General features: G+C 54.8%; 17 protein-coding genes. 9 read left to right on the top strand and 8 right to left on the bottom strand.

Annotation, left to right across the window (positions count from 1 at the left end; translation table 11 throughout):
* Positions 1–420 precede the first annotated feature (420 nt).
* Positions 421–657, top strand: coding sequence for a hypothetical protein (locus tag AACZ86_RS10180; protein WP_339692087.1), 237 nt, complete (start codon positions 421–423; stop codon positions 655–657).
* A 51-nt stretch (positions 658–708) separates the two neighbouring features.
* Here the strand turns inward: AACZ86_RS10180 and AACZ86_RS10175 are convergent, their stop codons facing one another.
* From AACZ86_RS10175 to AACZ86_RS10145, 7 genes are all read right to left on the bottom strand, one after another.
* On the bottom strand, positions 709–1,830 hold the full coding sequence (locus AACZ86_RS10175; RefSeq protein WP_339692085.1) for a YihY/virulence factor BrkB family protein: 1,122 nt from the start codon (positions 1,828–1,830) through the stop codon (positions 709–711).
* Positions 1,827–2,057: a hypothetical protein gene (locus tag AACZ86_RS10170; RefSeq protein ID WP_339692083.1), complete on the bottom strand. Its 231-nt coding sequence runs from the start codon at positions 2,055–2,057 to the stop codon at positions 1,827–1,829. The genes AACZ86_RS10175 and AACZ86_RS10170 overlap by 4 nt, the downstream gene beginning before the upstream one ends.
* Positions 2,057–6,271 (bottom strand): translocation/assembly module TamB domain-containing protein, encoded by a 4,215-nt coding sequence (locus AACZ86_RS10165; protein ID WP_339692080.1) that lies wholly within the window; start codon positions 6,269–6,271, stop codon positions 2,057–2,059. Before AACZ86_RS10165 ends, AACZ86_RS10170 begins: the two co-directional genes overlap by 1 nt.
* A complete protein-coding gene (locus tag AACZ86_RS10160) occupies positions 6,271–8,388 on the bottom strand; it encodes a BamA/TamA family outer membrane protein (protein WP_339692078.1) in 2,118 nt (705 codons plus the stop codon). Before AACZ86_RS10160 ends, AACZ86_RS10165 begins: the two co-directional genes overlap by 1 nt.
* 504 nt (positions 8,389–8,892) lie before the next feature.
* On the bottom strand, positions 8,893–9,807 hold the full coding sequence (locus AACZ86_RS10155) for a fumarylacetoacetate hydrolase family protein (protein WP_339692076.1): 915 nt from the start codon (positions 9,805–9,807) through the stop codon (positions 8,893–8,895).
* A gap of 11 nt (positions 9,808–9,818) precedes the next feature.
* A complete protein-coding gene (locus AACZ86_RS10150) occupies positions 9,819–10,553 on the bottom strand; it encodes an SDR family oxidoreductase (RefSeq protein WP_339692075.1) in 735 nt (244 codons plus the stop codon).
* 77 nt (positions 10,554–10,630) lie between these two features.
* Positions 10,631–11,641, bottom strand: a complete 1,011-nt coding sequence (locus AACZ86_RS10145; RefSeq protein WP_339692074.1) for a TauD/TfdA family dioxygenase — start codon at positions 11,639–11,641, stop codon at positions 10,631–10,633.
* A 354-nt stretch (positions 11,642–11,995) separates the two neighbouring features.
* Between AACZ86_RS10145 and AACZ86_RS10140 the strand changes: the two genes are divergently transcribed.
* The 4 genes from AACZ86_RS10140 to AACZ86_RS10125 all read left to right on the top strand — a co-directional run bounded on the left by AACZ86_RS10140 (position 11,996) and on the right by AACZ86_RS10125 (position 15,816).
* Positions 11,996–13,366: an MFS transporter gene (locus AACZ86_RS10140; RefSeq protein ID WP_339692072.1), complete on the top strand. Its 1,371-nt coding sequence runs from the start codon at positions 11,996–11,998 to the stop codon at positions 13,364–13,366.
* Positions 13,363–14,319 carry a 2-dehydropantoate 2-reductase gene (locus AACZ86_RS10135; protein WP_339692070.1) on the top strand — a complete coding sequence of 319 codons (957 nt, stop codon included), beginning with the start codon at positions 13,363–13,365 and terminating at the stop codon, positions 14,317–14,319. Before AACZ86_RS10140 ends, AACZ86_RS10135 begins: the two co-directional genes overlap by 4 nt.
* A gap of 78 nt (positions 14,320–14,397) precedes the next feature.
* Positions 14,398–14,691 carry a LysR family transcriptional regulator gene (locus AACZ86_RS10130; protein ID WP_339692067.1) on the top strand — a complete coding sequence of 98 codons (294 nt, stop codon included), beginning with the start codon at positions 14,398–14,400 and terminating at the stop codon, positions 14,689–14,691.
* Between the two features lie 174 nt (positions 14,692–14,865).
* The gene (locus AACZ86_RS10125) at positions 14,866–15,816 is read left to right on the top strand and encodes a LysR family transcriptional regulator (protein ID WP_339692065.1); all 951 of its coding nucleotides are present in this window, start codon (positions 14,866–14,868) and stop codon (positions 15,814–15,816) included.
* Positions 15,817–15,830: 14 nt separating this feature from the next.
* Here the strand turns inward: AACZ86_RS10125 and AACZ86_RS10120 are convergent, their stop codons facing one another.
* Positions 15,831–16,310 carry a hypothetical protein gene (locus tag AACZ86_RS10120; protein WP_339692064.1) on the bottom strand — a complete coding sequence of 160 codons (480 nt, stop codon included), beginning with the start codon at positions 16,308–16,310 and terminating at the stop codon, positions 15,831–15,833.
* Positions 16,311–16,507: 197 nt separating this feature from the next.
* Between AACZ86_RS10120 and AACZ86_RS10115 the strand changes: the two genes are divergently transcribed.
* The 4 genes from AACZ86_RS10115 (at position 16,508) to AACZ86_RS10100 (ending at position 21,598) form a co-directional block, all read left to right on the top strand.
* Entirely contained in the window at positions 16,508–18,973 is a 2,466-nt protein-coding gene (locus AACZ86_RS10115; protein WP_339692062.1) for a TonB-dependent receptor, read from the top strand.
* A gap of 220 nt (positions 18,974–19,193) precedes the next feature.
* Complete coding sequence (locus tag AACZ86_RS10110; protein WP_339692059.1) at positions 19,194–20,069, top strand: TauD/TfdA family dioxygenase; 876 nt, start codon at positions 19,194–19,196, stop codon at positions 20,067–20,069.
* Positions 20,066–20,779: an SDR family oxidoreductase gene (locus AACZ86_RS10105; protein ID WP_339692057.1), complete on the top strand. Its 714-nt coding sequence runs from the start codon at positions 20,066–20,068 to the stop codon at positions 20,777–20,779. The genes AACZ86_RS10110 and AACZ86_RS10105 overlap by 4 nt, the downstream gene beginning before the upstream one ends.
* Positions 20,780–20,845: 66 nt before the next feature.
* The gene (locus AACZ86_RS10100; RefSeq protein ID WP_339692054.1) at positions 20,846–21,598 is read left to right on the top strand and encodes a siderophore-interacting protein; all 753 of its coding nucleotides are present in this window, start codon (positions 20,846–20,848) and stop codon (positions 21,596–21,598) included.
* Positions 21,599–21,969: the final 371 nt, after the last annotated feature.

The raw sequence follows: 21,969 nt of genomic DNA, 5'->3' as shown, positions 1-21,969 counted from the left end.
TTGATAATTATTGTACAAAGTTCGCTGCGAAAGCGTCTAGATTGGAAATCCTGACCTAATGATGATCTTGATCCTTAGCGTCTGGCTATAGAAGTCGAAACTGTGCTAGTCGTCCGCTATCGGCGGAATCACGATTGCATTTGCACAAGCGAAATTGGGGCGGTAGCCGGAAGGTCAGCTTTCCACCGCGCAGCATCCAATAGCGGACAGTCTCGAAACGGCCCATTTCCTGCTGTAGGAGGCGAAGTCGTCTTGCGTCGGCTTTTAGGCTCTCACGATTGCCATGCAAATGTCTGATGTTGGGTGGAAAGCGGTCATTCAAAATGAGCGATCTGTATGACAGCTTCTGGGCCGACAGCCGACTGTCGGCTTAGAGGGTTTTAAGCAAAGCAAGCGGACACTTCAGTCGGGGCTATCGAAATGACCGCCTCCACCCCATTTGCAGACATTCACATCCGCGCGATTGTACGTCCGCTTCGCGCCGAGGTGTTGTCATTCCGAGGGCAGACGGTTGTTCATGTGAGCGGCCATTGCCTGAACTCGATCGGCGCGTTTCATCATCACAAAATTGGTTGGGAAGCAGCAAATCATGCGATCCAAGGTCGGTTTCAGCGCTTAGCTGTTAGCAGACCTTCTGTTCATGGAAATCTGCAATAAGGCGGATGTGGGAGAGCCATGATAGCCACCAATGTCAGCGAACCAATGTATCTATCGGCTATCGGCATCGTTCATATCTTCGTTTGCTACCTTCCGAGCGAGCCAGTCCGCGCGTCGGCGTTGCTTCTTTTCAAGAATTTTACGGCTTGCTTCGCCGAGAAGGATGGTATCTGCCATGACCGCGCCGCGCTCGCCGATGGGCCGGTCTTTTCCGATCGTGGAATCCTCAAACGTTTGGCGTTCGGTTTCCGCATTTATTTCGGCTCCGATCAATACGGAATATGCCGACAGGAACAGCCACATAAGAAAAATAACAACCGCAGCGAGCGATCCGTAAGTTGCGTTATAATCGCTGACATTGGCGGCATAATAGCCGAAACCTAAGGTGATCAATAACCAGAGCAGAGTTGCCACTACCGACCCCAGCGAGAGCCAGCGCCATTTTGCGGGGCGGCGGTCGGGTGCATAGCGAAAGAATAAGGCAAAGGTCAGGCTGACCAGAAAACCCGCCATCAACCAGATCGCCAGTTTCAGAAAGACCAGCACACTATCGCCAAGATAGCCCTGGAGAAAATTACTGATGTAGGTGAATAGCGAGATTGCGGTCAGACCGACAATCGCGACCCCCGCCATACCGATGGTAATCTGCGCGCCAACCAGCGTCGTCATGAAAATATTACGTGATTCATGTTCTTCATAGATGATATTGAGCGCTTTCATCATCGCATTTGCCGCTCGCGTCGCGCCATAGGTCGAGACAAACAAGGCGAGCGCCAGGCCCAGGCCCTGCGCGGCCTTGTTCGTGTTGACGACCGACAGCAGCTGCTCGCGCAGGATGGTAAGCACGGCAGTAGGTAGGATGGCAGACAATTGTTCGATGCTGTCGGTAACTGTATCGGGGTCGCCGACGAGGCCGTATAGCAGCACGATGACGGCGATCAGTGGCACAAAGGCGAGAAAAGCAAAAAACGCAACGCCGGCCGACAGCAAGGGCAGATTGTGAAAGTCGTTCATCACATATAGCCGCTTCAATATCGCCCACCATGCTGTCACCGGGAAATGGAGCGGAGACCGAGCCTTTGCTCCGGGCGTCTGCGCCTCGATGTCACTCAGGCTGAGATTCTCATCAACCCGGTTGGTTTGAGCTTTGTCATCGTCATGCTCAGCAATCATCGGGCCGACCCGTTTTGCCTTTGGATTGCTTCGTCCGGTTGTCCTGCGGACTCGATGATTTTATCCGCCTTGCGTCCCTCGGCCAGATGTTCGTTGACGCCGGACTCGATCGCCTTGGCCTCTTCGTTCAACTGATCGAGATTATCCTGATATTTTTCATCAAAATCCTTCTCACAAGCGCTCAACGATAATAGCGAGCTTGCCAGCAATATAATTCGTCCGCGCATCAATAATCCTTCCGGTATCGCACATTGACGTTCGAGCCGCCAAAGCTGCCGACCGAACTTAGGACGGATAAGGCAGGCGTCAGGCTAATTTCCAGCTGTGTCGCGGTGTAGCCGCGGGCATCGGTGACAATTTCGACATAGATGTCATTGGAAATATATTGGCCGGCAGCAATTGACGTACTGCGCCCCGTGTCTTCGTCTGCGCCCAATATGCGCAGACGATCGATGCCCACGGAGGACTGCAATACACCTAGCGGATTAAGCCCGCCGCCACCGCCACGCAGACCGTTGAGGGACGATGCCAGTTGCACTGCTTGAATCGGGGTCAATTCGCCGATCGAATTGCCAAATAATATGCGCGCCATAATCTCGTCCTGCGGCAGGCTGGGCGTCGAACTGAACGCGATTTCCGGATATTCGGCGCTGCCGGTGATATTGATGTTGATATCCACGTCATCCGCTTCACCGCTTGCCACTAGCTTCAAGGTCGGGTTGGTTATTGAACCCCCATTGAAGCGGAGCTGTCCAGATTCCAGATCGAAAGATCGACCGGCAAAGCCGAGTGTTCCGCGGATCAGATCAATGCCGCCGGTCAGTACAGGCTTGCCGGTGGTGCCGCGCACCTTGATATCCGCGGACCATTCGGAATCGAGCCCCATTCCGCTGACATAAATCTGGTTGTCGGCTATCAGATCGATATCCAGCTTCCAGTTGCTGGGAACTCCGCTGATCGGATCGGCATCGCCGGTGATTTTCTTGCGACCCAAAGCAGGCTTGCGTCTTACGCCTGTAAGCGTTGCGACTTTCGCCGAACCTTCATACACGATCTTATAGCGCGTTTCGGGCAGGCGAATACGGCCGCGGATCGTCGCAGGTGTTGTCGCATTGTTGACGATCTCAATCGCTCCAGTGGCGGATGCGGCAAGATCGCTGCCTTTTGCGAGCGTTGCATTGTCCAGATCGAGTGCCAGCTGCAGCGGATAGCCTTTGGCGGAACTCAGAGAGACAAAACCTTTGCCGCTGATCGTTCCCTCTCCGGCATTGGCGGTCAATTCGGTAACCTCTAGCCGGTCATTGGTGAATTCGCCGCGTATTTTCATATTGGTGAGGCGGGTGCCATAGGCGTTATTCTCATAAACCAGCTTGTTCGCGCGGACGACACCGGTCAGCACCGGTGCCTGTACCCGGCCGGAGAAATCTGCCGCCACGCCTATTGCGCCGCGCAGATCCTGATCCGGAAGCGCCGCGAGAGAGAATAAGGTACTGGCCGGTCCGTTATAGCGCAAACCTCCCGACAGGGGCGCCGCAAGCAACCGCGTCGTCCATGACCCGGCGGCGGGTGGAAGCGGCGTCAAGTTTACGTGCATCCGGCCGATAGCGGCACCTCTACGCCGGAATATTGCACGAGCATTCCCGCCATCAGCGAGCAGCCGTCCGACAAAGTGCAGATCGACCGGCTGCGATACCGACGCCAGACTGGTACGGGTAAAATTGTCGATCCGCAAGCGCGCGTCCGCTTCCGGAAAGGCGCGGGGCGAGCTTTGGGAAAAATCGAGGCTTCCCGTCGCTGTCCCTCCGAGGCCAAGGCCGGGCATCATCGGGTTGATGAGAGCGAGATTGACGTTGTTCAAGCGGCTTTGGATATCGAGGCCGCGTCCGTACTCCCCGGCCAACTGGATACTACCTTTCGACAAGTCGATGGTCGTTGGGAGCAAGCTATATTTGTCGCTCCCCGGAATAATCCGCGCGGCTTTACGGGTTTTAAACTGGACGCCATTGGCTCGCCCATCAAGCGCCACTCGCCAAAGCTTGGGATTGAGGACGGCGTTTGCCGCAAAACGGAAAGGAACCTGGTTTCGGCCCTCCGCCATGATTTTTGCGGTGCCCTGTCCGGCGCGATAATCGACCTTTGCCCGCGCCGCAGCAATTTGCAGCTCTTGCATTTTCAGGCCCAGGATCTGGACATCGGCAATGATCTGCGGCTGGTCATAAAGAATGATATCCGCATCGATGATCGCCCGCTCGATTGCCAGACCGGCGGGACCAGGCAATAGGGTGTTGACGGCGGTCGCGTCGATGATCGCGCGCTGCTTGCCACTGAAGGCGCTGAGGATCACATTGCCCTCTATCCCGGAACCACTGGCGGCAAGTTGCCCGGAAAAAGGACCGGCTCCGATCTGCCGGATCCGCCCTGTCAAACCGACGCCGGCAAACCGGGTTCCATTATTCACGTCGACCGTCAGCGGCCCACTACCCGCGAGAATATCGACATTGGCGTCAAATTGTCCGTAATCGCTATTGCCATCCGCGACGATGGCATAACCCTTGGCATTGCCCCTTATGGTGGCAACAACATTGTTCATGCCCACGCCAAGGCCAGGCCGCGCAGCGGCTATTGTGGCAACCGGACGGGCAACGCTGCCGCTGACTTTTACGCCAATCGGGCCATATTGGTCGGAGACGCCCTTGGCAGCGAAACTGATCCCGCCAGACGGGGTATAGCTGCCACTGCCCTGGGTCAGCCGGAAGGATGGAGCGGCGACGTTCAGGCTGCTGACCCGCGCGATGCCGTTAGTGTCATAGGATAGTTTCACGACGATCAGGCTGTTGCCGCCGAGAAATTCCCGAGCGCCGTCGTTAAATATCTGGCTCGACCGTGCGCGGACAGTGCCGGTCAATGCAAAGGCGCCATTGCTCCCGGATTGCAGGTCGATATCGCTATCGATATTGAAGACACCGACGCTTTCGACCCGGTAGCCATTAATGCGCCCCTTGAGGCCTCCGGTATAAAGTCCCTGGTTGAGATCAGCAACGATGATCGCAGTGGCATTGATACGGTCCGAAACAATCTTGAGATTGTCGGATAGCAACCTGCCATTGGCATAACCGAAGTCACCATCCAGCCGGACATTGGTAAGCAATGCGCCGACGCCTTCGGCGAGACCGGCAATCCGTTGCGCCCGCGCCTGCAACGGAATGCGCCATTCTTCTTCTTCCAGCTTAACATTGCCGCTGGCGCGCAGGCCGATCACCGACGTCTCGTCAAAGCCGATCCGCGCCGCATTGATTGTATATGCGATAGTGGGGGCAGCGAAATCACCGTTCAATATCATATTGGCAGCAACACCGGCGCCATTTAAATTGGCCGCAATCACCGAGGGCCGGAGCAATCGGAAATCAACGTTAAGGTCGCGTAGCTCATTGTTGCCCAGATCTACGACACCGTCGGTCGCCAATATGAAATTGTCACTGCCGATCTGTCCCTTGATGTCGAACTTCCGGTCTGCACCGGCGGCAGTAAAATCGATATTCGTGACAGGCTCCAGCATATTGCGACCGGACCCGGAAACAAACAATCCGGGACGCGCATCGCCGCGCACGGTGAATGTACCGTTCCGTGCCGATATGGCTACGTCTGCGAGCATATCCCCGCCGCTTTTGCCTTTCAAGGCACCGTTCCATTTGGCCCAGTCACCCTTGCCGTTCAGCGCGAGGCTCATCGGCTGACCAGTGCCTGCAATACTGGCTACCAGTCCATTGGACGGAGCATTCAGATTGAGCGCGAGGTCAAGCTTATTCTGTTCAGGCACAGCGTCGATCCTGAATGTCAAACTGTCGCCGCCAGCGACGCCGGGCCTTGCAAGCGCCCGGGCATCGCCGTTTAGAAGGGCGCGCGCGTCGGCAATTTTCACGTCCGCAGACACGCTAAGCACATGACGTTCGCCGGTTATTGTTTTGGAAATATCCAGCTCGCTGACCTCCAGTGTTCCGACATCTATATCGAGGTCGGGCAATAACGGGCCTTCGGAAGAGGTCGGCAGCAGTTCGGGGAGGCGGAGTAAGCTTGCTTTCGGAATGATTAGCGAACGAATGTCAACATGACCGCCAATGAAAGCGAAGGGTCGCCAATCCATTCTGACCGCATCGGCGGTAGCGAAAATACCTTTGGGATCGCGGATTTTCAAACCGGAAATTTCCATGTCGCCGTATATGGAACCGTCGATCTTCCCGACCTCCAGTTCCATGCCGTTTTCAAACTCTAGAGCTTCAATCTGTTTTTCGACAAAACGATGTCCGCTGATGCTGTCCAGCCAGAAATAACCGGCGATCAGGATCACCAGAACCAGCCCGATCAATGCCCCCGATCCGATCGCGATCTTCTGAGCTAGGCTCCCCTGCTTGTTTGGCCCGGCCAGGGTTTCGGTTTCCGCCATCAGAATGCCTGACCTATCGAGACATAAACCGATACCCGCGATTCACCCAGCTGCCGGTTTATCGGGGTGGCAACATCGACTCTGAGTGGTCCGAAATTGGTGTAGAAGCGCCCACCTATGCCGACCCCATAGCGTAAATTGTCAAAGCCCGGAGTCGAGCTCGTATAGACTTGGCCAGCATCGACAAAACCGACGATCCCGTAGTCACCAAAGCGATAGCGGACTTCCGCCGCCGCTTCGACCAGGCTGCGTCCGCCGATAGGACGGTCTTCGATGTCTTTGGGGCCCAGCTCCTGATAGCCAAAGCCGCGCACCGATCCGCCACCGCCGGCATAATAGCGCCGCGAAGGTGCGATCAATTCCCGATCCGCGCCCGCGATAGAACCGACGCGCGCCCGGCCTGCGATGACGATTCCGTCATCGAACTGATAATAAGCGGTTCCTTCCAGAAGGTCCCGGACGTAGAGCTGCGCGCCGCTGCCAAGTGACGCTTCGGGGGACAGTTTCGCCGACAAACGGAAGCCTTGCGTCGGGTCAAGCAGGTTGTCCGTTGTATCAAATGTTACCTGCCCCGGTAGAGCGGCCACGTAAAACGTGCGCCGATCCCTTACGCCGGTTGTGAAATTGAAATCCTGTTCGTTGGACCCCAGAATCTCGAAGCCATAGCTATACGTTAACCGCTTTTGCCAGATTGTCGTGCTGTCATAGGAAATACGTCCGGCGAGCCTGCCCGTAAACGCTTCATAGGCTTCAAAATCGCTGTGCAACGCGGAGAGACCCAGTTCGACCGTTCTGTCGCGACGACCGGCATTGCTGCGCCTGAAGGTTAGCGATGCACCCTGTTCCTGGGTTCCTGCCACTCCGCTTGCGATCAGTGCGCCTTCTGGCGGGAATAAATTGCGATGGGTCCAGCTGCCTTCCAGACGGAAACCTTGCCCAGTACTATAGCCCGCGCTGCCCGCTAGAGTGCGCGGTGGCCCTGCTACCTGCTCGACATTGATGGTCGCATATTCGGTCCCGTCCGGCGCGGTTTCTCCGCTCGCGGTTGGCTTGACCGATACGATTGAAAACAGACCGGTGGCGACCAAGGCCTTGCGGAGGTCGTCAACCATACGGCTGTCGTAAAGCGCACCTTTTTCGAACCGGCTCAGCACCGCGATATGGTCAGCATCGAAAGCGGTTGTGCCGTTCGTGACTATCTCACCATAGCTGCTACGTGGGCCAATATTGACAGGCAGCATATAATCGCCCGTGCCAGTGTCGGGGTCGAGTAGAATATCTCGCTGGCCGGTTTCAGCAAAAGGATAGCCTTCCTGTGGCAGAACCACTGCAATATTGGCTTCGGCGGCCAAGACCCGCTCGGCGACAATTGGTTCACCCGTTTTCGGTACGAAATTCTTGGTGATCAGGTCTTCGGGGACGACTCTGTCAGCATCGAATATTATCGCGCCGAGATTATAGCGCCTGCCGGGCTCAACCTGGAGTACAACGGTCAGTTTCTCGCCTTCGGTCTCGGGAAGCTCGACCATACCGTTTACCGACGCGTCAAAAAATCCCTGACCGGTCATGATATCGACCAGCAATTGCTGGTCCTCTTGCATCCGGGCCGAAACCATTGCGCCGTTCGCGGCCTTGCCGTCAGCCTCTTCGAGCGCAGAGAGCTCCTCAAACAGGCTGCGAATATCATCCGCACTGACAGGACGCACTTGAGTCTTCCCGCTTTCGTCGAGGCTTTCGAGACCATCTATCCTATAATCATATCGCAATGACGCCGTTTGCTCGCCGTCGTCTGCTTCCGTATACTGGCGCTCATCAAATGGCTCGACATCAAAACCCTCAATCGGTGTCAGCGGATCGTCGATTTCAGGATCATTGACCGGCGCATCGGCAATCAACTCGTCCGGATCTGCATCTTGCAGTGCAGGCAGAGCCGACAGACCATCCTCCGAATCTTCTTGCTGTGTCTCGCGTTCCAGCTTCTGCTGTTCGGCATCCCATTCTTCCACGCTGCCCATCGTAGCATCTGGATTTTCGTCGATTGCCGGGATCGTCCGATCAAATTCGGAATCGTCGATGATCGGCGCACGCGGTTCTGTTGGAGATTGTGGGCTATCCAACGCTTGAGCACGAGAGGGTGTCGCGTTCAAACTGGCCAGTGATAAAATTGCGGTGAAGCCCGGGATCATATTCTTATGACGCATTGTGGTGCCGCACCTACTTGAACGCATATCAGTACCGAGATGCTGTGAAATTGTTTGTCAAACCGAGATGGCCGCAGATCCTCACAAATATCGGCCTCAGCGACAATACGTTCAATTCATCAATTGGTTCCCTGTTGATAACATATTTCCGCTCATCACCCATTAAACGACAGCTTCTCACGCAGTTGTTGCCATTCGAGCTCGAGTAAGCAGCGCGAGTGGAATGGCCGCAATTAGGCACAATTTTCGACTATGATATGGCGGCAATTGGGCGCAAAGCGGAAGCTAGAGAACGGTTGATAATTTATCTTATGTTGATGGGGCGGGGATGTTCGCTCTATCCCGTTTGCGGACTGGCTGCATTTGATCGTCTAAAAAGGCTGGCGGAATGTGCTACTTTAGACGGGCAAAGACCGCAATCTAGTAGCTTCCGTTCGGCCCCTTAAATATGCGGATTGGTTGGTTAGCGGACTGTCGGCTCTCTGCTACTATTTGATTCCGCAGAACACCAATTCCGCTGATACGGCTTTCCAGGATATCACCATGTGTCAAGGGCTGGCGCCCCGCTGCTGTTGGGCGTGGAGACCCTGACAAGATGATATCTCCGGGAGCGAGGCCAAATGCATGACTTACCTCGGAGACAAGTACAGCTGGTGAGTGATGCATAAGAGCCGACGAACCGGATAGTTCGATATGACCGTTGATATGCTGCTGTAACATCAGCCGTTCAGGATCGGGAATGGCGTCCCGGGTTACAATCCATGGGCCCAGCGGACAGAAGTCAGGAAACCCTTTGCCGCGCCCTTGCTGGAAATAGAGCGGGCTTTCATGGCTGTCTCCAAGCATGACATCAGGCGCCGTCAGGTCATTGGCGATTGTATAGCCGAATATATGATCCATGGCTTCACTGACCGGGACCCGGTGACCGGATTTTCCGATCACGATGGCAAGCTCTACCTCTGCAACCACACGGCCAGTCTCGAAGGGCAGAGTCACGGGGTCATTGTGGCCTGCGAGGCTGGATGCAGGCTTGAAGAATAGGATCGGATCGGGCGGTCCTTTGGGAGGTGCCCCATTTGCATCACAATAATTCGCACCCACGCCTAGAATTTTGCCGGGCTGTAATAATGGCGAGCCAAGCCGGGAGCCAGCGAGCGGGACGCTTCCGGGTGATGATTGATTCACGGCTGCTGCAGTTGAGCCAAATTTCTCCCAATTGGCTATAACATGATCAAGGCCATGCTCGGATGAACGTATGGGGAACGGAATTATCCAATCGCCATCGATGATGCCGCAACGTTCTTCACCTTTGGGCCCGAAACTGACAAGTCGCATCTCCGCTTTGCCTAAAACGCGAAGCGGTGCATGCCGCCGTCGACTGCAATGACCTCGCCTGTAATATAGCGGGCGACGGGGCTGGCGAGAAAGGCGACAAGAACGGCCAGATCGCGGGCTGCGCCAAAATAACCAGCCGGGATGAGCTGGTCGATCGCAGCTTCACGCTCTTTGTCGGTCGGGAAAATCTTTCCGATCTGTTCGCTTTCTATGATGCCCGGGCCGACAGTATTCACGGTAACCCCATCAGCTGCGACCACGTGGCTCAGGCTCTTGTGATATACGGTTCGTGCGGCGTTCATCACGCTTGCCGTGTTGATGACTGGCTGGACTTCCCATGATCCGCCGATGTTGATGATCCGACCGAATTTGCGTTCTCGCATTGCGGGCAATAACTCCTCGGCGAGATGACGGGTTGCAATCACCCTCAACGCATAAGCGTGCTGCCATCTGTCTTCAGAGCCGCCGATTCCGACGGGTTGCGATACACCTGCGCTGTTCACCAGAATATCGACCTGCCCTGCAAGCCGAATGGCCTCAGCGGCGACCAGCTTGCCCCCGTTGTCTTCAGTCAAGTCAGCAGGGATGATAAGCGGTTCGGGTGCGCCCGTCGCTGCAATCTGCTCACTGGCCTTTTTTAGGACGGCTTCTCTGCGACCGACCATGACGACCCGTACGCCCTCCTCGGCAAGAGCCTCAGCGACCGCAAAGCCGATTCCGGTTCCCGCACCTGTTACAATCGCCACTTTACTTGACAGTCCTAGATCCATGACTTGAAATATTCCTTATTGTGGTTCGATAAAGACTGTCCGATCATATCGGTTCACTTATCCTTGGTAGCGACATCTGCAAAGCCCGCGCGTGTGAAGCGTGCCTGTCGTGGCGGCAGCTGGATATCTTCCAGATTGAGCCACAAGCGCAGCATTAGTCGCCAGCGTTCGGGTTCTTCATAATCCTCATAAGCCGTGCGCGCATGCATCACCGCATAATTATTCACAAACTGGATGTCGCCAGTTTCGAGTTGCATGTCCAGCCGATATTCCGGGCGGTTAAGCAGATCTTCCAGATAGTCCATCGCTTCGGTCTCTTCGACAGTTGCGGTTTCGCCTCTTTTTCGTAGTGCGGCTTCGATGCCGCGACGTCCGAAAAACACGCTAAGATTGCCGTCGGCGACACCGAAATTCGGGACCCGGTAATCGGTCGTCGCATTGGGATCGTCGCCTTCGCCGCGATAGTCGAGGTGGAAGCCACGGTAGAATATCTTCAGCAGCTCCGGTCGATTGGCGAGAAATTCGTTATAGACCGCGGGAATATTGACAATAGAACTCGCGCCGCCCGATTTGGCTTTCCGCACGCACAGCAAGCCGACGATATCAGCAAGATCGTTGTGAGGTTCTTGGTGACGCCGGTCCTGATAGCCGCGGACATTGGGATTAGACGGGTCGATTCCGCGATGGGTGACATGGGTCAGGAGCGAACCAGAAGCATTCTGTCCGATACCACTTCCCAAATGAGTGCCGATCCCCCAGTAAATAACCTCGAGTTCGGAGACGGAATAGCGGTCAACCGGCAGCTTGCGGATGAGCGCGAAGCGCACTCCTTCGATCAGTGCCTGGCGTATTTCTTCTAGCTTCTTCCCGAACACTGGAAGAGGAAAGTCCTCTTTGCCAAACTCGCCCAGACGAAGTCGGCGCGACTGGGCATTCAGAAATGCGTTGTGAATGTCAGCAAGCTCCTCGTCGGTTATCCGCCAGACCCAGTCGTCACCTGGAAAGTCTTCGGGGCCCCAGAGCGCTGCTCCCGTGATCGGTGTTTTTAGAATTTCGTCTTCCATCAGTCAACTCCTTGCGCAGCTTGGTCAGTTTCGCGTGCACTTTCAGACAAATGCCTGCCATGGTTTGAGGGTCGTCGAAAATCACCTTTGACGACGGGGGTATATCAGTGCGTGATACCGCTAGTGGATCCCCAGCATCGCCTGGCAACAATCCGTGATGCTTGGTTGATTGCAGGTGAGGTGCAAGCGATGAAAGAAACTTATGTCCTTCCTATAGTTTCCTCCTATGCCCCCATCTCGCTTGAGCATTTTTGCATTATTTCGCGTGAGTGCACATCATTGGAGAGTTGCAAAAATGCAAAAGATGTTGAGTAGCGACCGCTTGCAAGCAGTCGCTGGTGGGGGATGCAGATAATGGCAGATGTTTTGGCGGATTTCGAACTTGAAGCGGATGTTTCTGGAGACGAGGTCACGCCGCTCAATAAGGTAGTCACGGGTGCTGCTGTTGGCACAGTGATCGAATATTATGATTTTGGCATATATTCTGCCTTGGCTGTCTATCTGGGGATGAATTTTTTCCCACAGGAAAATCCCGAGCTCGGAATTCTCCTCGCGGTTGCTTCGACCGGTACGGCCTTCCTTGTCCGGCCTCTCGGCGGAGCGTTATTTGGCGTCATGTCTGACCGGATCGGACGAAAATTCACATTCATGGTCACATTGTTGCTGATGAGTTGTGCCACGATATTGATGGGCCTTGTGCCTACCTATGCGGCTATCGGTATCCTTGCGCCGGTCCTCATCCTGCTGCTCCGTGTTGCACAGGGCCTGGCGGTGGGGGGGGAATATGCCGCGGCATCGACCTACGTCGTAGAACATGCTCCCGATCGGCAGCGCGGATATTATACCGGCTGGCTTGGTGCGATGACGAGCGCTTCGTTGTTGCTAGCTTTGCTTGTTGTAGCTGGCGTTCAGGCCTGGCTGGGACGGGAAGCATTCGACGAATGGGGCTGGCGGGTGCCGTTTCTAGGCGCAGCGATTCTGCTTGTGCTGGCTCTTGTCGTCAGGTCGCAACTGCGCGAATCTCCGATCTTCGTGCATCTGAAGAAAACCATGGGCGTGGCAAAAACACCGCTAAGGGATATTCTGAACGATCCGTCTGCGCTCGGTCTTACGCTCGCCGTGGCATTCGGCATTTGTGCCCCGCAGATTACCGCTGGACTGAGTGGTTCGATGCTGGCGTTATATATGTTGCAGACAGTGGCGAGCCTCGACGCGGGTTCGGCAACGCTGATTATTGCGGCCGGTTGCTTTTTCGGTCTTTGCGCCACCGTCTTCTTTGGCTGGCTATCTGACCAACTTAATCGCAAGAAGGTGCAGATGGCTGGCATGATTCTGGGCATCATCATATTCTTGCCCCTGTTCAGACTTCTGATCGGCGCGGCTGAAGCCGCTTCATCCATGGTTTGGCTTTGGATTTGTCTGCTGCAAATTCCGGGCGCGATGATTGTGGGGCCTGGTTTCGCGGCAATGACTGAGGCATTTCCCGCTTCACGCCGCGCCACTTCCGTAGCTCTGTCCTTTTCCATCGGAGGTATCGTCGGAGGGTTTGCACCTGGCGGTTCGCTCTTGGTGGGACAGCTTCTCAACGACCCGATCGGCGGAATTTACCTGCCCATTTTCATATTCACAATTGGAACGTTCGTTTATTGGAAATGGGTCCCGGACCAGAGTGGCCGCCGTATCTGGGATGATGTATTGGGAAGCAAGAAGGAGAATGTGGCATGAGAATAGGAGTTGCTGGTGCTGGTGCGATAGGCGGCTGGGTTGCCGCAAAATTTTCTGGTGCCGGACACGAGGTGTCGCTGCTGGCTCGCGGAACCACTTTGGATGCAGTCCGCGACCGCGGCCTGATCTTGCGGGAGGGAGACGTAGAACAGAGCTATCGAATGTTCGCCGCCGATAGTCCCGCTGCATTGGGCGAACAGGACATATTGTTCATCGCAGTCAAGGCGCAATCCCTTCCCGCTCTCGCTCCAGAACTCAGCAAGATGGTCGGTACATCCACGACAATCGTCCCGCTTCTGAACGGCGTTCCCTGGTGGTTCATGGGTGCTGACCAGCCGTTGGGATCTGTTGATCCCGAGGGCCAGATCAGGGCTGCCCTGCCAGAGGATCAGATCACGGGAGCTGTCGTCCACGCCGCTGCTTTCTGCCCTGAAAAGGGCATCGTGCAATTGAGGCTTGCCGATCGCCTGATCCTGGGTGCGCCGTCTCTGGATGGCGCTGACCGGGCCGAAGCCGTCGTCAAGGTTGCTGCGGAAGCCGGCATCCCTGCCGTATTGAGCGAATCGATCCGGCAGGAAATCTGGTACAAGCTCTGGGGTAACATGACGGTGAACCCGATCTCCGCACTAACGCTGGCGACTGCTGATCGCATCCTTGATGACGAACTCGTCAGCAACTTCATCCTCTCGGTGATGTCGGAAGCCAATGCGATTGGTGAGAAAATCGGCTGCCCGATTGAGCAAAGTGGTGAGGAGCGCAACCAGCTGACGCGCAAACTCGGCGCATTCAGGACATCAATGTTACAGGATACGGAGGCGGGCCGCAGCATCGAGCTTGATGCGCTGCTGGGCGCGCCGCTGGAAATTGCTGCTGGCCTCGGGGTCTCGACACCCAATCTCGACGCTCTTTTCGGACTTGCGCGCCTTATGGGGGAAAGTCGTGGGATCTACTGAATCGGTATTTAGTCTTTCGCCAATCGCTTTAGATCGGGTGTCTGTGAAGTTAAATGCAACTTGGCAAAAGAGCGTCGTATGAAGCGTTCCCGACTGATCGTGCGCCAGCTTGAAGCCTTCGTTTTGGTTGCGGAGTTGAGCAGCTTTACCGAGACTGCGGAGCGCATTGCGCTGACTACTTCTGCTGTGAGCGCTCTCATCGGAAAGCTCGAGCTGAGCATTGGTGCCCAACTTTTCGAGCGTAGCACACGCAGGGTGTCGCTGACGGAAGCGGGACGCGCCTTTCTCCCGTCAGCACGCGGCGTGCTGCACAGTCTGCGCGATGCCGAACTAGCCGCTGCAAATCTCTCCATACATCCTACTAACGGCTAACCTCTTTGCCCCCTCGGGATTGATTGTTAGTTTGGCCACTAGTGCTGCTTCAGTCGAATATACTTGATAAGCATAACATGATAATAGATGCCATTATTATGGATTTACGGTTAATATACGGGAGCAACTAATGGGAAAATATCGTAGCGATATGGCGAAAGCGACCACAAGATCATGAACTTCAATTCTAACATAGATCTGAAGCAACTCCGCTATTTTGTCGCGGTTATTGACGCTGGCAGCATCTCGAAAGCTTCCCGGCTCTGCAACATTGCCCAGCCCGCCTTGTCCAAGCGTATTGCCAATCTTGAATTCGGCCTGAAAGTGACATTGCTTCATCGGGGGCCGGGCGGCATTCAAGCTACCGAGCAGGGAATGCTGCTATACCAGGCAGCCCAGCGCGTTTTGCGCGATATGGAGCACGTCATTGACCAAGTTCATGCAGCGGATGAAAATCCGACCGGCGAGGTCAGGGTCGGCTGCTTGCACAGTCTGACGCGACTTCTGGCACCGCCGCTGGCGATCAAGGTCAGCAATGATTACCCCAATGTCAGGCTCTCGGTCGGTGCCGGGCAGACCAAGGATATCTACCGCTCGCTGATCGATGGTCTGATCGATGTCGGAATCATGGTTTTCGATGAGGAAGCGGATAATCTGGATATCGATATGCGGCTCGACGAGGAACTGTTCATCGTCGCAGGACCGACGCTGCCCGGGCTTCCGGAACAGGAATGTATCGATCGGGCGGTTCTGGCGGATATACCTTTCATATTTCCCACTGCCAAAACGTTCGCGAGTGGCCAGTATACAATTGATTTTTTCCGACGGCACGGGATCGAATTGAACGTGGTGGCCGAGATTGACGGCGACGCGATTAAGATATTGATGGCTTCGGGCTATGGGGCATGCATCTTGCCTGAATCGTTTGTCGCAGGAAATGTCGAAAGCGGGTCATTATGCCTGAAGCGCCTCAAGGATATGCCGCTAAGCCGGACGATCGTGCTTTGTGTCGCTGAAGGGCGGCCGCGAACACTAGCTGCACGCGCCATTGCACACGAATTGCAGCAAATCATTCTCGACAAGATCGAGAGCGGTGAATGGAAACACGCAGCCCTGTGCGCTTGACAGCCAATAAGCGTTTATTCCGGGGCCCCGGGAGCGCGGTTCAAGTCGACCCCGTCCCAATGCTCGTATAGTTTACCATCCAGAACCCGGAAAACATCGAATGTGTATAATTCGTAGGTTCTGCCTGCGGTATGTGGATCCGGTCGGATACGCTTGACGATGCCTGTCACGAAATCGCATTCCGCCATCACAATCACTATTTCGCGATTGGCTGATTCGGGTGTCGGCTGGCTGCCGTTCAAAATTGCCGAAGCAATCTCATCATAGGCACTCGTTCCGTTGATTTCCGAACGCTTCTCGAAGGCGGGATCGTGCTGAATATAGTCGGGATGGATCAGTGCAACTTTGTCAGCGCCGCTGCTGTCATAGAAAGTCTCGACCAACTGTTTATTGGCGGCAATCTGTGCGGGCGTCGAACTGCACTCGTTGCCAGGTTGAACGGCAGCCTGCGCCGGCAAGGCAACAAGTGAACCAAAGATGAGCGCAAGGCTCACGCGAGCGTGTTTTCCAATTTCCATTCGCAACATCTAGCAGCTCGCTAACGGATGTCAGCATCGCGACAGGGCATATCCCTATATCAGATGGGTTTTTGTTCGATTGTTTGGCTTCGGTTACTTAAATTCGTGACGTAAGCAAGCGCAATACGCGCAACATAAGTGTGTAATAATAAATATGTCTGGGGAGGACAAAAATGACAAAAATAAACTACAAGATGAATCTGCGGTTCGCCACATTGATCGGTGGATCGCTAACGGCGCTGGCAATGGCCATTGCGACGCCGGCAATGGCGAGCGAGGCTGATGCAGCCCAGGTTGACGCAGCAGACGAAGATGATGTGATCGTTGTGACGGCCCAGTTTCGCAACCAAAACCTGCAGGATACACCGATTTCTATGACCGCCGTCAATGCGGATATGCTTGATGCGCGCGGACAGGTTACGGTTACGGATATTGCACAGTCGGTCCCCAATCTGTCGTTGAAGCCGTATACTGCTGGTCCAGCGATAACCGCTTTCATTCGCGGCGTGGGGCAAAGTGACACCAATGCTGCCGTTGAACCCGGTGTCGGTCTTTACGTAGATGACGTCTATTATGCGACCCTCGTGGGTTCGCAGGTAGACCTGCTCGACATTGACCGGGTCGAAGTCCTTCGCGGTCCACAAGGAACGCTATCGGGTCGCAACTCAATCGGTGGCGCGGTCAAGATTTTCTCCCAGAAGCCGGGTCCCGAAACCAATGGCTTTCTGTCGGTTGGTTATGGTGCCTATGATCGCATCGAAGCGCGTGGTGGGGCAAGTTTCACTATTGCGGAAGACAGTCTTTTTGGACGGGTTTCTGGCGTCTACAAGTCTAAAAAAGGCTATGTAACGTCCTATGATTACGGTTGCACCCATCCCGGCAGCGGTGTTCCCGCGGCTATGGTCTCCGGGCAGGATTGTGTGATTGGCAAGCAGGGTGGCATCAATTTGGGCGGTGTACGCGCGGCATTGCGCTGGGTTGCGTCTGATGGGATCGAAATCAATTTGGCCGCTGACTATACACGCGACCGCTCGGAACCAGTTGCCAACACTATGCTCGCCGCGTTCACCTCACGCGGCGGCGGCGTCGGGCCAACCATTGGCGGGGTAGACTTTGTTATCCCTCTGGTTACGCCGGTAATTCCCGGTGTAGGCCGTCCGGGATCGTCTCCCTATCTAAGTTACTCGCCCTTTGCGGGAATCGTCCCGGGTGATACGTTCACGAACAGCCCCTATGCCAATTATTCGACGTACTGCGATAGCGTTGGCAGACCAGCAAATCCAGGAACGGGGGCTACTGCTTATTATCCCTATTGCCTGCAAAGAACGAACGATCTGGATATTTACGGCTTCTCCGGCACGATTGACGCCGAACTGAGCGATACTTTGGCGCTAAAATCGATCACGGCCTATCGCGCCTATAACAGCGACTACGCATTTGACCAGGACATGTCGCCGGTGAAAACCAGCCTGACGAGCAATATTTATTCGCACTGGCAGTTTAGTCAGGAATTGCGTTTGTCCGGCACGATTGCTGACGTGGCCAATTTTACTGTCGGTGGTATATACAATAAGCAGACCACGACGCTTGGTGGCCGCCTCAACCTTGGTGCATTCGATACGGTGAACAACGAAAAAGTTCCGCAATCGTCGAAGGCGGTATTTGCCCATGTTGATTGGGAGATTGTGCCCGATCTAAATGTCATCGGCGCCGTTCGCTATACGTCTGAAAAAAAGAACTATATCTTCGACCGGCGCGCCTCAAATGGAGACCCGATTTCAACCATTCCGCTGATCGCAGGGTTCGCAACTCTGGTTCCACAGGTCTACACTGGCGATCACACCGATTTTCGGCTTGGACTGCAATATCGTTTCTCTCCGGACTTTATGGCGTATGGCCAGTTTGCTACCGGCTTCAAGGGTGGTGGTGTAAACCCTCGGCCATTCTCTGCAGCACAGGTGAAGCCGTTTAATATCGAAGAGACAAAGGCATGGGAACTAGGCTTTAAATCAACATTTTTCGACCGCCGGCTAAGGCTGAATGGTGCTATCTTCACGAATGATTATAGTGACATCCAGATAACTGTGCTTAGCTGCCCAACGCTCGACCCGCTCACGCCTCCATGCGCCGCGCCGATTAATGCAGGTCGCGCAACACTTCGGGGCGGCGAACTCGAAGCGACGATTGAACCCGTCGACGGCTTCATCATCGACGCATCGGGAAGCCTCGTTGATTTCAAATATAAATCACTGACTTCCGAGGCGCTAGCGTCAGGGATCAATCTGGCATCAAAAGGCCCCTTTGTGATCGAGAAAAAGCTGAGCATCGGGGCGCAATATGAGATAGGGCTGGGCGACGCGGGCTCGCTTACACCCCGGGTCGACATGGCATATCAGTCAGGGTTTTTCGCCGCAGCTGGCAACGACCCCTATAATTATGTCGCTGGCAACACGATCATGAATGCGCGCCTGTCGTGGCGCAACGCAGACAAGGATCTGGAAATGGCATTGTCGGTGTCGAACCTGACTGACAAGCTCTACTACAACACCTATTTTGACAATCGGAACAGCTCGCAAACCATGGTCGGTGCTCCCGCCGCCCCGAGAGAATGGTTCTTCAATATCAAAAAGAGCTTTTGATACGCATCCTGTACCAAAATCGGCGAAAGGCCGGAACGAAAATATTCGCTCCGGCCTTTCACTCGCGATAGTATGAGTCAAACGAGCCATGGTTTCGCAAATGATCGAGCCGCCCTATGCTCTGCTTCCTATACCCGCTATTCCGATCAGCTATTTTACTCGAGCCTCTCCGGATGCGACAAGGTAGCCCAAACTAACATAGATTGAATGGAGAGCAAGAATGACAGCCCAAATAGAGCAAGTCGGAAACAGTTTTGCCGCACGTCTGACCGGCCTCAATCTTAAGCCGCCGTTCGATCCGACTCAAATCGCAACCATCATAAGCGCACTTGATCAATATAGCGTGGTCGTCTTGCCGGGTCAGAATATGTCGCCAGACGAGCAGATTGCGTTTAGCGAGCACCTCGGTCCGATTGAGAATTCCGACGAAGGCAATCCCAAATATCAGAAGCTTCGGGAAGAGTTGAAGTTTGCAGACCAGCGTGTTTCCGAAATATCCAATCTTGTCGACGGTGAGAAATTGCTAGAGAAAAACGATCTGCGCCGGACCTTCCAATATGCAAACCAGTTGTGGCATACTGATAGTACCTTTCGTCCGGTACGCGCGCGTTACACCATGCTCTTGGCGATAAAGGTGCCGCATTCCGGAGGTGATACAGAGTTTGCCGATATGGCTGCCGCCTATGACGGTTTGCCACAAGACATCCGCGAGGAAGTTGACCCCCTAGTTGGCATTCACAGCCCCTGGACCGTGATGGACCTTTTGGGTGCGACCAAGGCCAACCAAGGCGGCTTTACCTCCGACCTGCCGGATCAGCCGAGGCCGCTCGTCGAAACTCATCCGGGATCAGGCCGCAAGGTATTGAACATCGGCTCGCATTGTTCCCATATCGAAGGGATGTCGCTCCCGGAAGGACGAGCCCTGCTTGTTGCACTGCGGGAACATGCCACGCAGGCACAATATCGCTATCGCCACCAGTGGAGCCCGGGTGAACTGGTTATCTGGGACGACCGCTCCACACTGCATCGGGCTTGCCGTTATCGCGAGAATGACGAACCTCGGCAGTTGGTCCGCACGCTGGTGGAAGACCGATGAAACTCGGACTTGAAAGAAGGGTAGCGCTTGTTACGGGCGGTTCGGCTGGTGTCGGTCTTGGTATTGCCAAGGCACTCGCGGCAGAAGGTGTGCGACTTGTTATTGCCGGTAGGCGTGAAGACGCGCTTTCGCGAGCATGCGCCGAAATAGGCGATGCCCGTTCGGTCTCTATCGATTTATCACAAGTGGGCGCCGCCGAAAAGCTGGCCCGTGCGGCGGAGGATGTCGACATTTTGGTCAATTGTGCCGGTGCGTCCGCACCGCTGGGAATCGGTGGTTCCGAAGCCGATTGGGCGGTCTCGGCGCAATTGCGGATGATCGGTGGTCGACAGTTGATCGAAGCGTTGCTTCCCCATATGCGCGCCAACCGTTTTGGACGGATTATTTCAATAGGCGGTGGTTTTGAAGTGCAGCAAACAATTAACGCGGCTTCCGTGTTCAATGCGGCGATAACCGTTTATGGCAAGAGCCTTTCGCACATGGTCGCCGCCGATGGCGTGACTGTAAACACGATCGCACTTGGCTTTATCCGTAGCGAGCAAATGGACCGGGCTCCGGTGCCGGTGCCAGAATCCGCAATACCGGTCGGCAGCTATGGCGAACCTTCGGACGTCGGTGCGCTTGTTGCCTTTCTGGCCAGCCCTGTCGCGCGATATATTACCGGGGAAACAATCTCCGTCGATGGCGGATTGCGCCGCTTCGCCTTTTGAACATCCGCAGGCTTGGATTGTTCCGAGCGTTGATCAAGATGTGCTGAAACTGGATGAGGAATGATCATGGCTCGGCCGGAACCACGAAATTTGACGGTGATGAAGAGTGTCAGGATCACTCCGAACCTTCACCGCCTGACACTCGGCGGTGAAGGCCTTGCTGACTTTCCGCGCAGCCAGAGCGGCGGTTACATAAAGCTGATGCTCCCCGGAGCTGAAGGTCGCAAGACGCCTGTTCGAACGTACACTATAAGAAGTCAGTCGGAGCGCGCAATTGAAGTGGATTTCGCCTTGCACGGGTCCATTGAAAAGTCCGGTCCGGCCACCAAATGGGCGCTAAATGCAAGAACGGGCGATATGGTAAAGGTTGGTGGTCCGGGCGCTGCCAGACCTTTACCAGATATGCGCGGCCCGTTTCTGCTTGTCGGTGACATGACGGCATTACCAGCGATTTCCGTCAATCTCAAGGCCTTGTCGGATGAAGCGAAAGGCGATGCTATCATTCTTGTTCGCGATGCTGGGGACAAGCAGCGACTTGCTAAACCGGCAGGAGTCGTGGTTCACTGGCTGGTAGAAGCCGATCTTGGCGCCAACCCAACGCTGCTCGCCGATGCCGTCCGTAAACTGCCTACTGGGGGTGAAGTTGCCTATGCTTGGGTCGCCTGCGAGTTCGAGGCTATGAAGCTGCTCCGTCAATTTCTCCGGGTCGAGCGACAATTCGGACCAGACCGCCTCTATATATCCAGCTATTGGAAGCGAGGGTTGATGGAAGATGATCACAAACAGATCAAGCGCGACGACTTGGAAACCGCGGACTGAACCGCCACCAGACGGACAAAATTGCAAGAACAAGAAATAGCTGACTTGAATATCTAGGCTTTCCAATAAAAATGCGGCGCGTCCAATTCCAATGTATTTCAGCACAACGGGCTCCGCGCGGCCTAGATTAAATCCGCCATTGGCTGCCTAATTCTTTAGGTCGACACCGTTCTTCGCTCAACTGCAAAAGCCGACACAAATTTTAAATACGCTTGTAATATCAAATTATAATTAATAATAGATATCATTATAACGATAAGCAGTATAGAAATTATTGCATTGACTAGAGCGATAGTCAGGAATGTAGGTAGGGGATTAGGTTTGTTAAAAGCTCGCCCGTCATTGAGCGCCAAGATATGTACTGTCCTCTG

Source organism: uncultured Parasphingorhabdus sp. (assembly GCF_963975735.1).
GTDB lineage: Bacteria > Pseudomonadota > Alphaproteobacteria > Sphingomonadales > Sphingomonadaceae > Parasphingorhabdus.
Note: the sequence above shows the minus strand (reverse complement) of the source record. Positions and strands in the feature narration are given on the sequence as shown.

What these genes read in the sequence shown, in the direction of transcription:
- AACZ86_RS10130 (WP_339692067.1), top strand. Translation starts at nt 14,398, where the DNA reads ATGAAGCGTTCCCGACTGATCGTGCGCCAGCTTGAAGCCTTCGTTTTG.
- AACZ86_RS10105 (WP_339692057.1), top strand. Translation starts at nt 20,066, where the DNA reads ATGAAACTCGGACTTGAAAGAAGGGTAGCGCTTGTTACGGGCGGTTCG.
- AACZ86_RS10170 (WP_339692083.1), bottom strand. Translation starts at nt 2,057, where the DNA reads ATGCGCGGACGAATTATATTGCTGGCAAGCTCGCTATTATCGTTGAGC.
- AACZ86_RS10125 (WP_339692065.1), top strand. Translation starts at nt 14,866, where the DNA reads ATGAACTTCAATTCTAACATAGATCTGAAGCAACTCCGCTATTTTGTC.
- AACZ86_RS10135 (WP_339692070.1), top strand. Translation starts at nt 13,363, where the DNA reads ATGAGAATAGGAGTTGCTGGTGCTGGTGCGATAGGCGGCTGGGTTGCC.
- AACZ86_RS10155 (WP_339692076.1), bottom strand. Translation starts at nt 9,807, where the DNA reads ATGCGACTTGTCAGTTTCGGGCCCAAAGGTGAAGAACGTTGCGGCATC.
- AACZ86_RS10165 (WP_339692080.1), bottom strand. Translation starts at nt 6,271, where the DNA reads ATGGCGGAAACCGAAACCCTGGCCGGGCCAAACAAGCAGGGGAGCCTA.
- AACZ86_RS10100 (WP_339692054.1), top strand. Translation starts at nt 20,846, where the DNA reads ATGGCTCGGCCGGAACCACGAAATTTGACGGTGATGAAGAGTGTCAGG.
- AACZ86_RS10115 (WP_339692062.1), top strand. Translation starts at nt 16,508, where the DNA reads ATGACAAAAATAAACTACAAGATGAATCTGCGGTTCGCCACATTGATC.
- AACZ86_RS10175 (WP_339692085.1), bottom strand. Translation starts at nt 1,830, where the DNA reads ATGATTGCTGAGCATGACGATGACAAAGCTCAAACCAACCGGGTTGAT.
- AACZ86_RS10140 (WP_339692072.1), top strand. Translation starts at nt 11,996, where the DNA reads ATGGCAGATGTTTTGGCGGATTTCGAACTTGAAGCGGATGTTTCTGGA.
- AACZ86_RS10180 (WP_339692087.1), top strand. Translation starts at nt 421, where the DNA reads ATGACCGCCTCCACCCCATTTGCAGACATTCACATCCGCGCGATTGTA.
- AACZ86_RS10110 (WP_339692059.1), top strand. Translation starts at nt 19,194, where the DNA reads ATGACAGCCCAAATAGAGCAAGTCGGAAACAGTTTTGCCGCACGTCTG.
- AACZ86_RS10145 (WP_339692074.1), bottom strand. Translation starts at nt 11,641, where the DNA reads ATGGAAGACGAAATTCTAAAAACACCGATCACGGGAGCAGCGCTCTGG.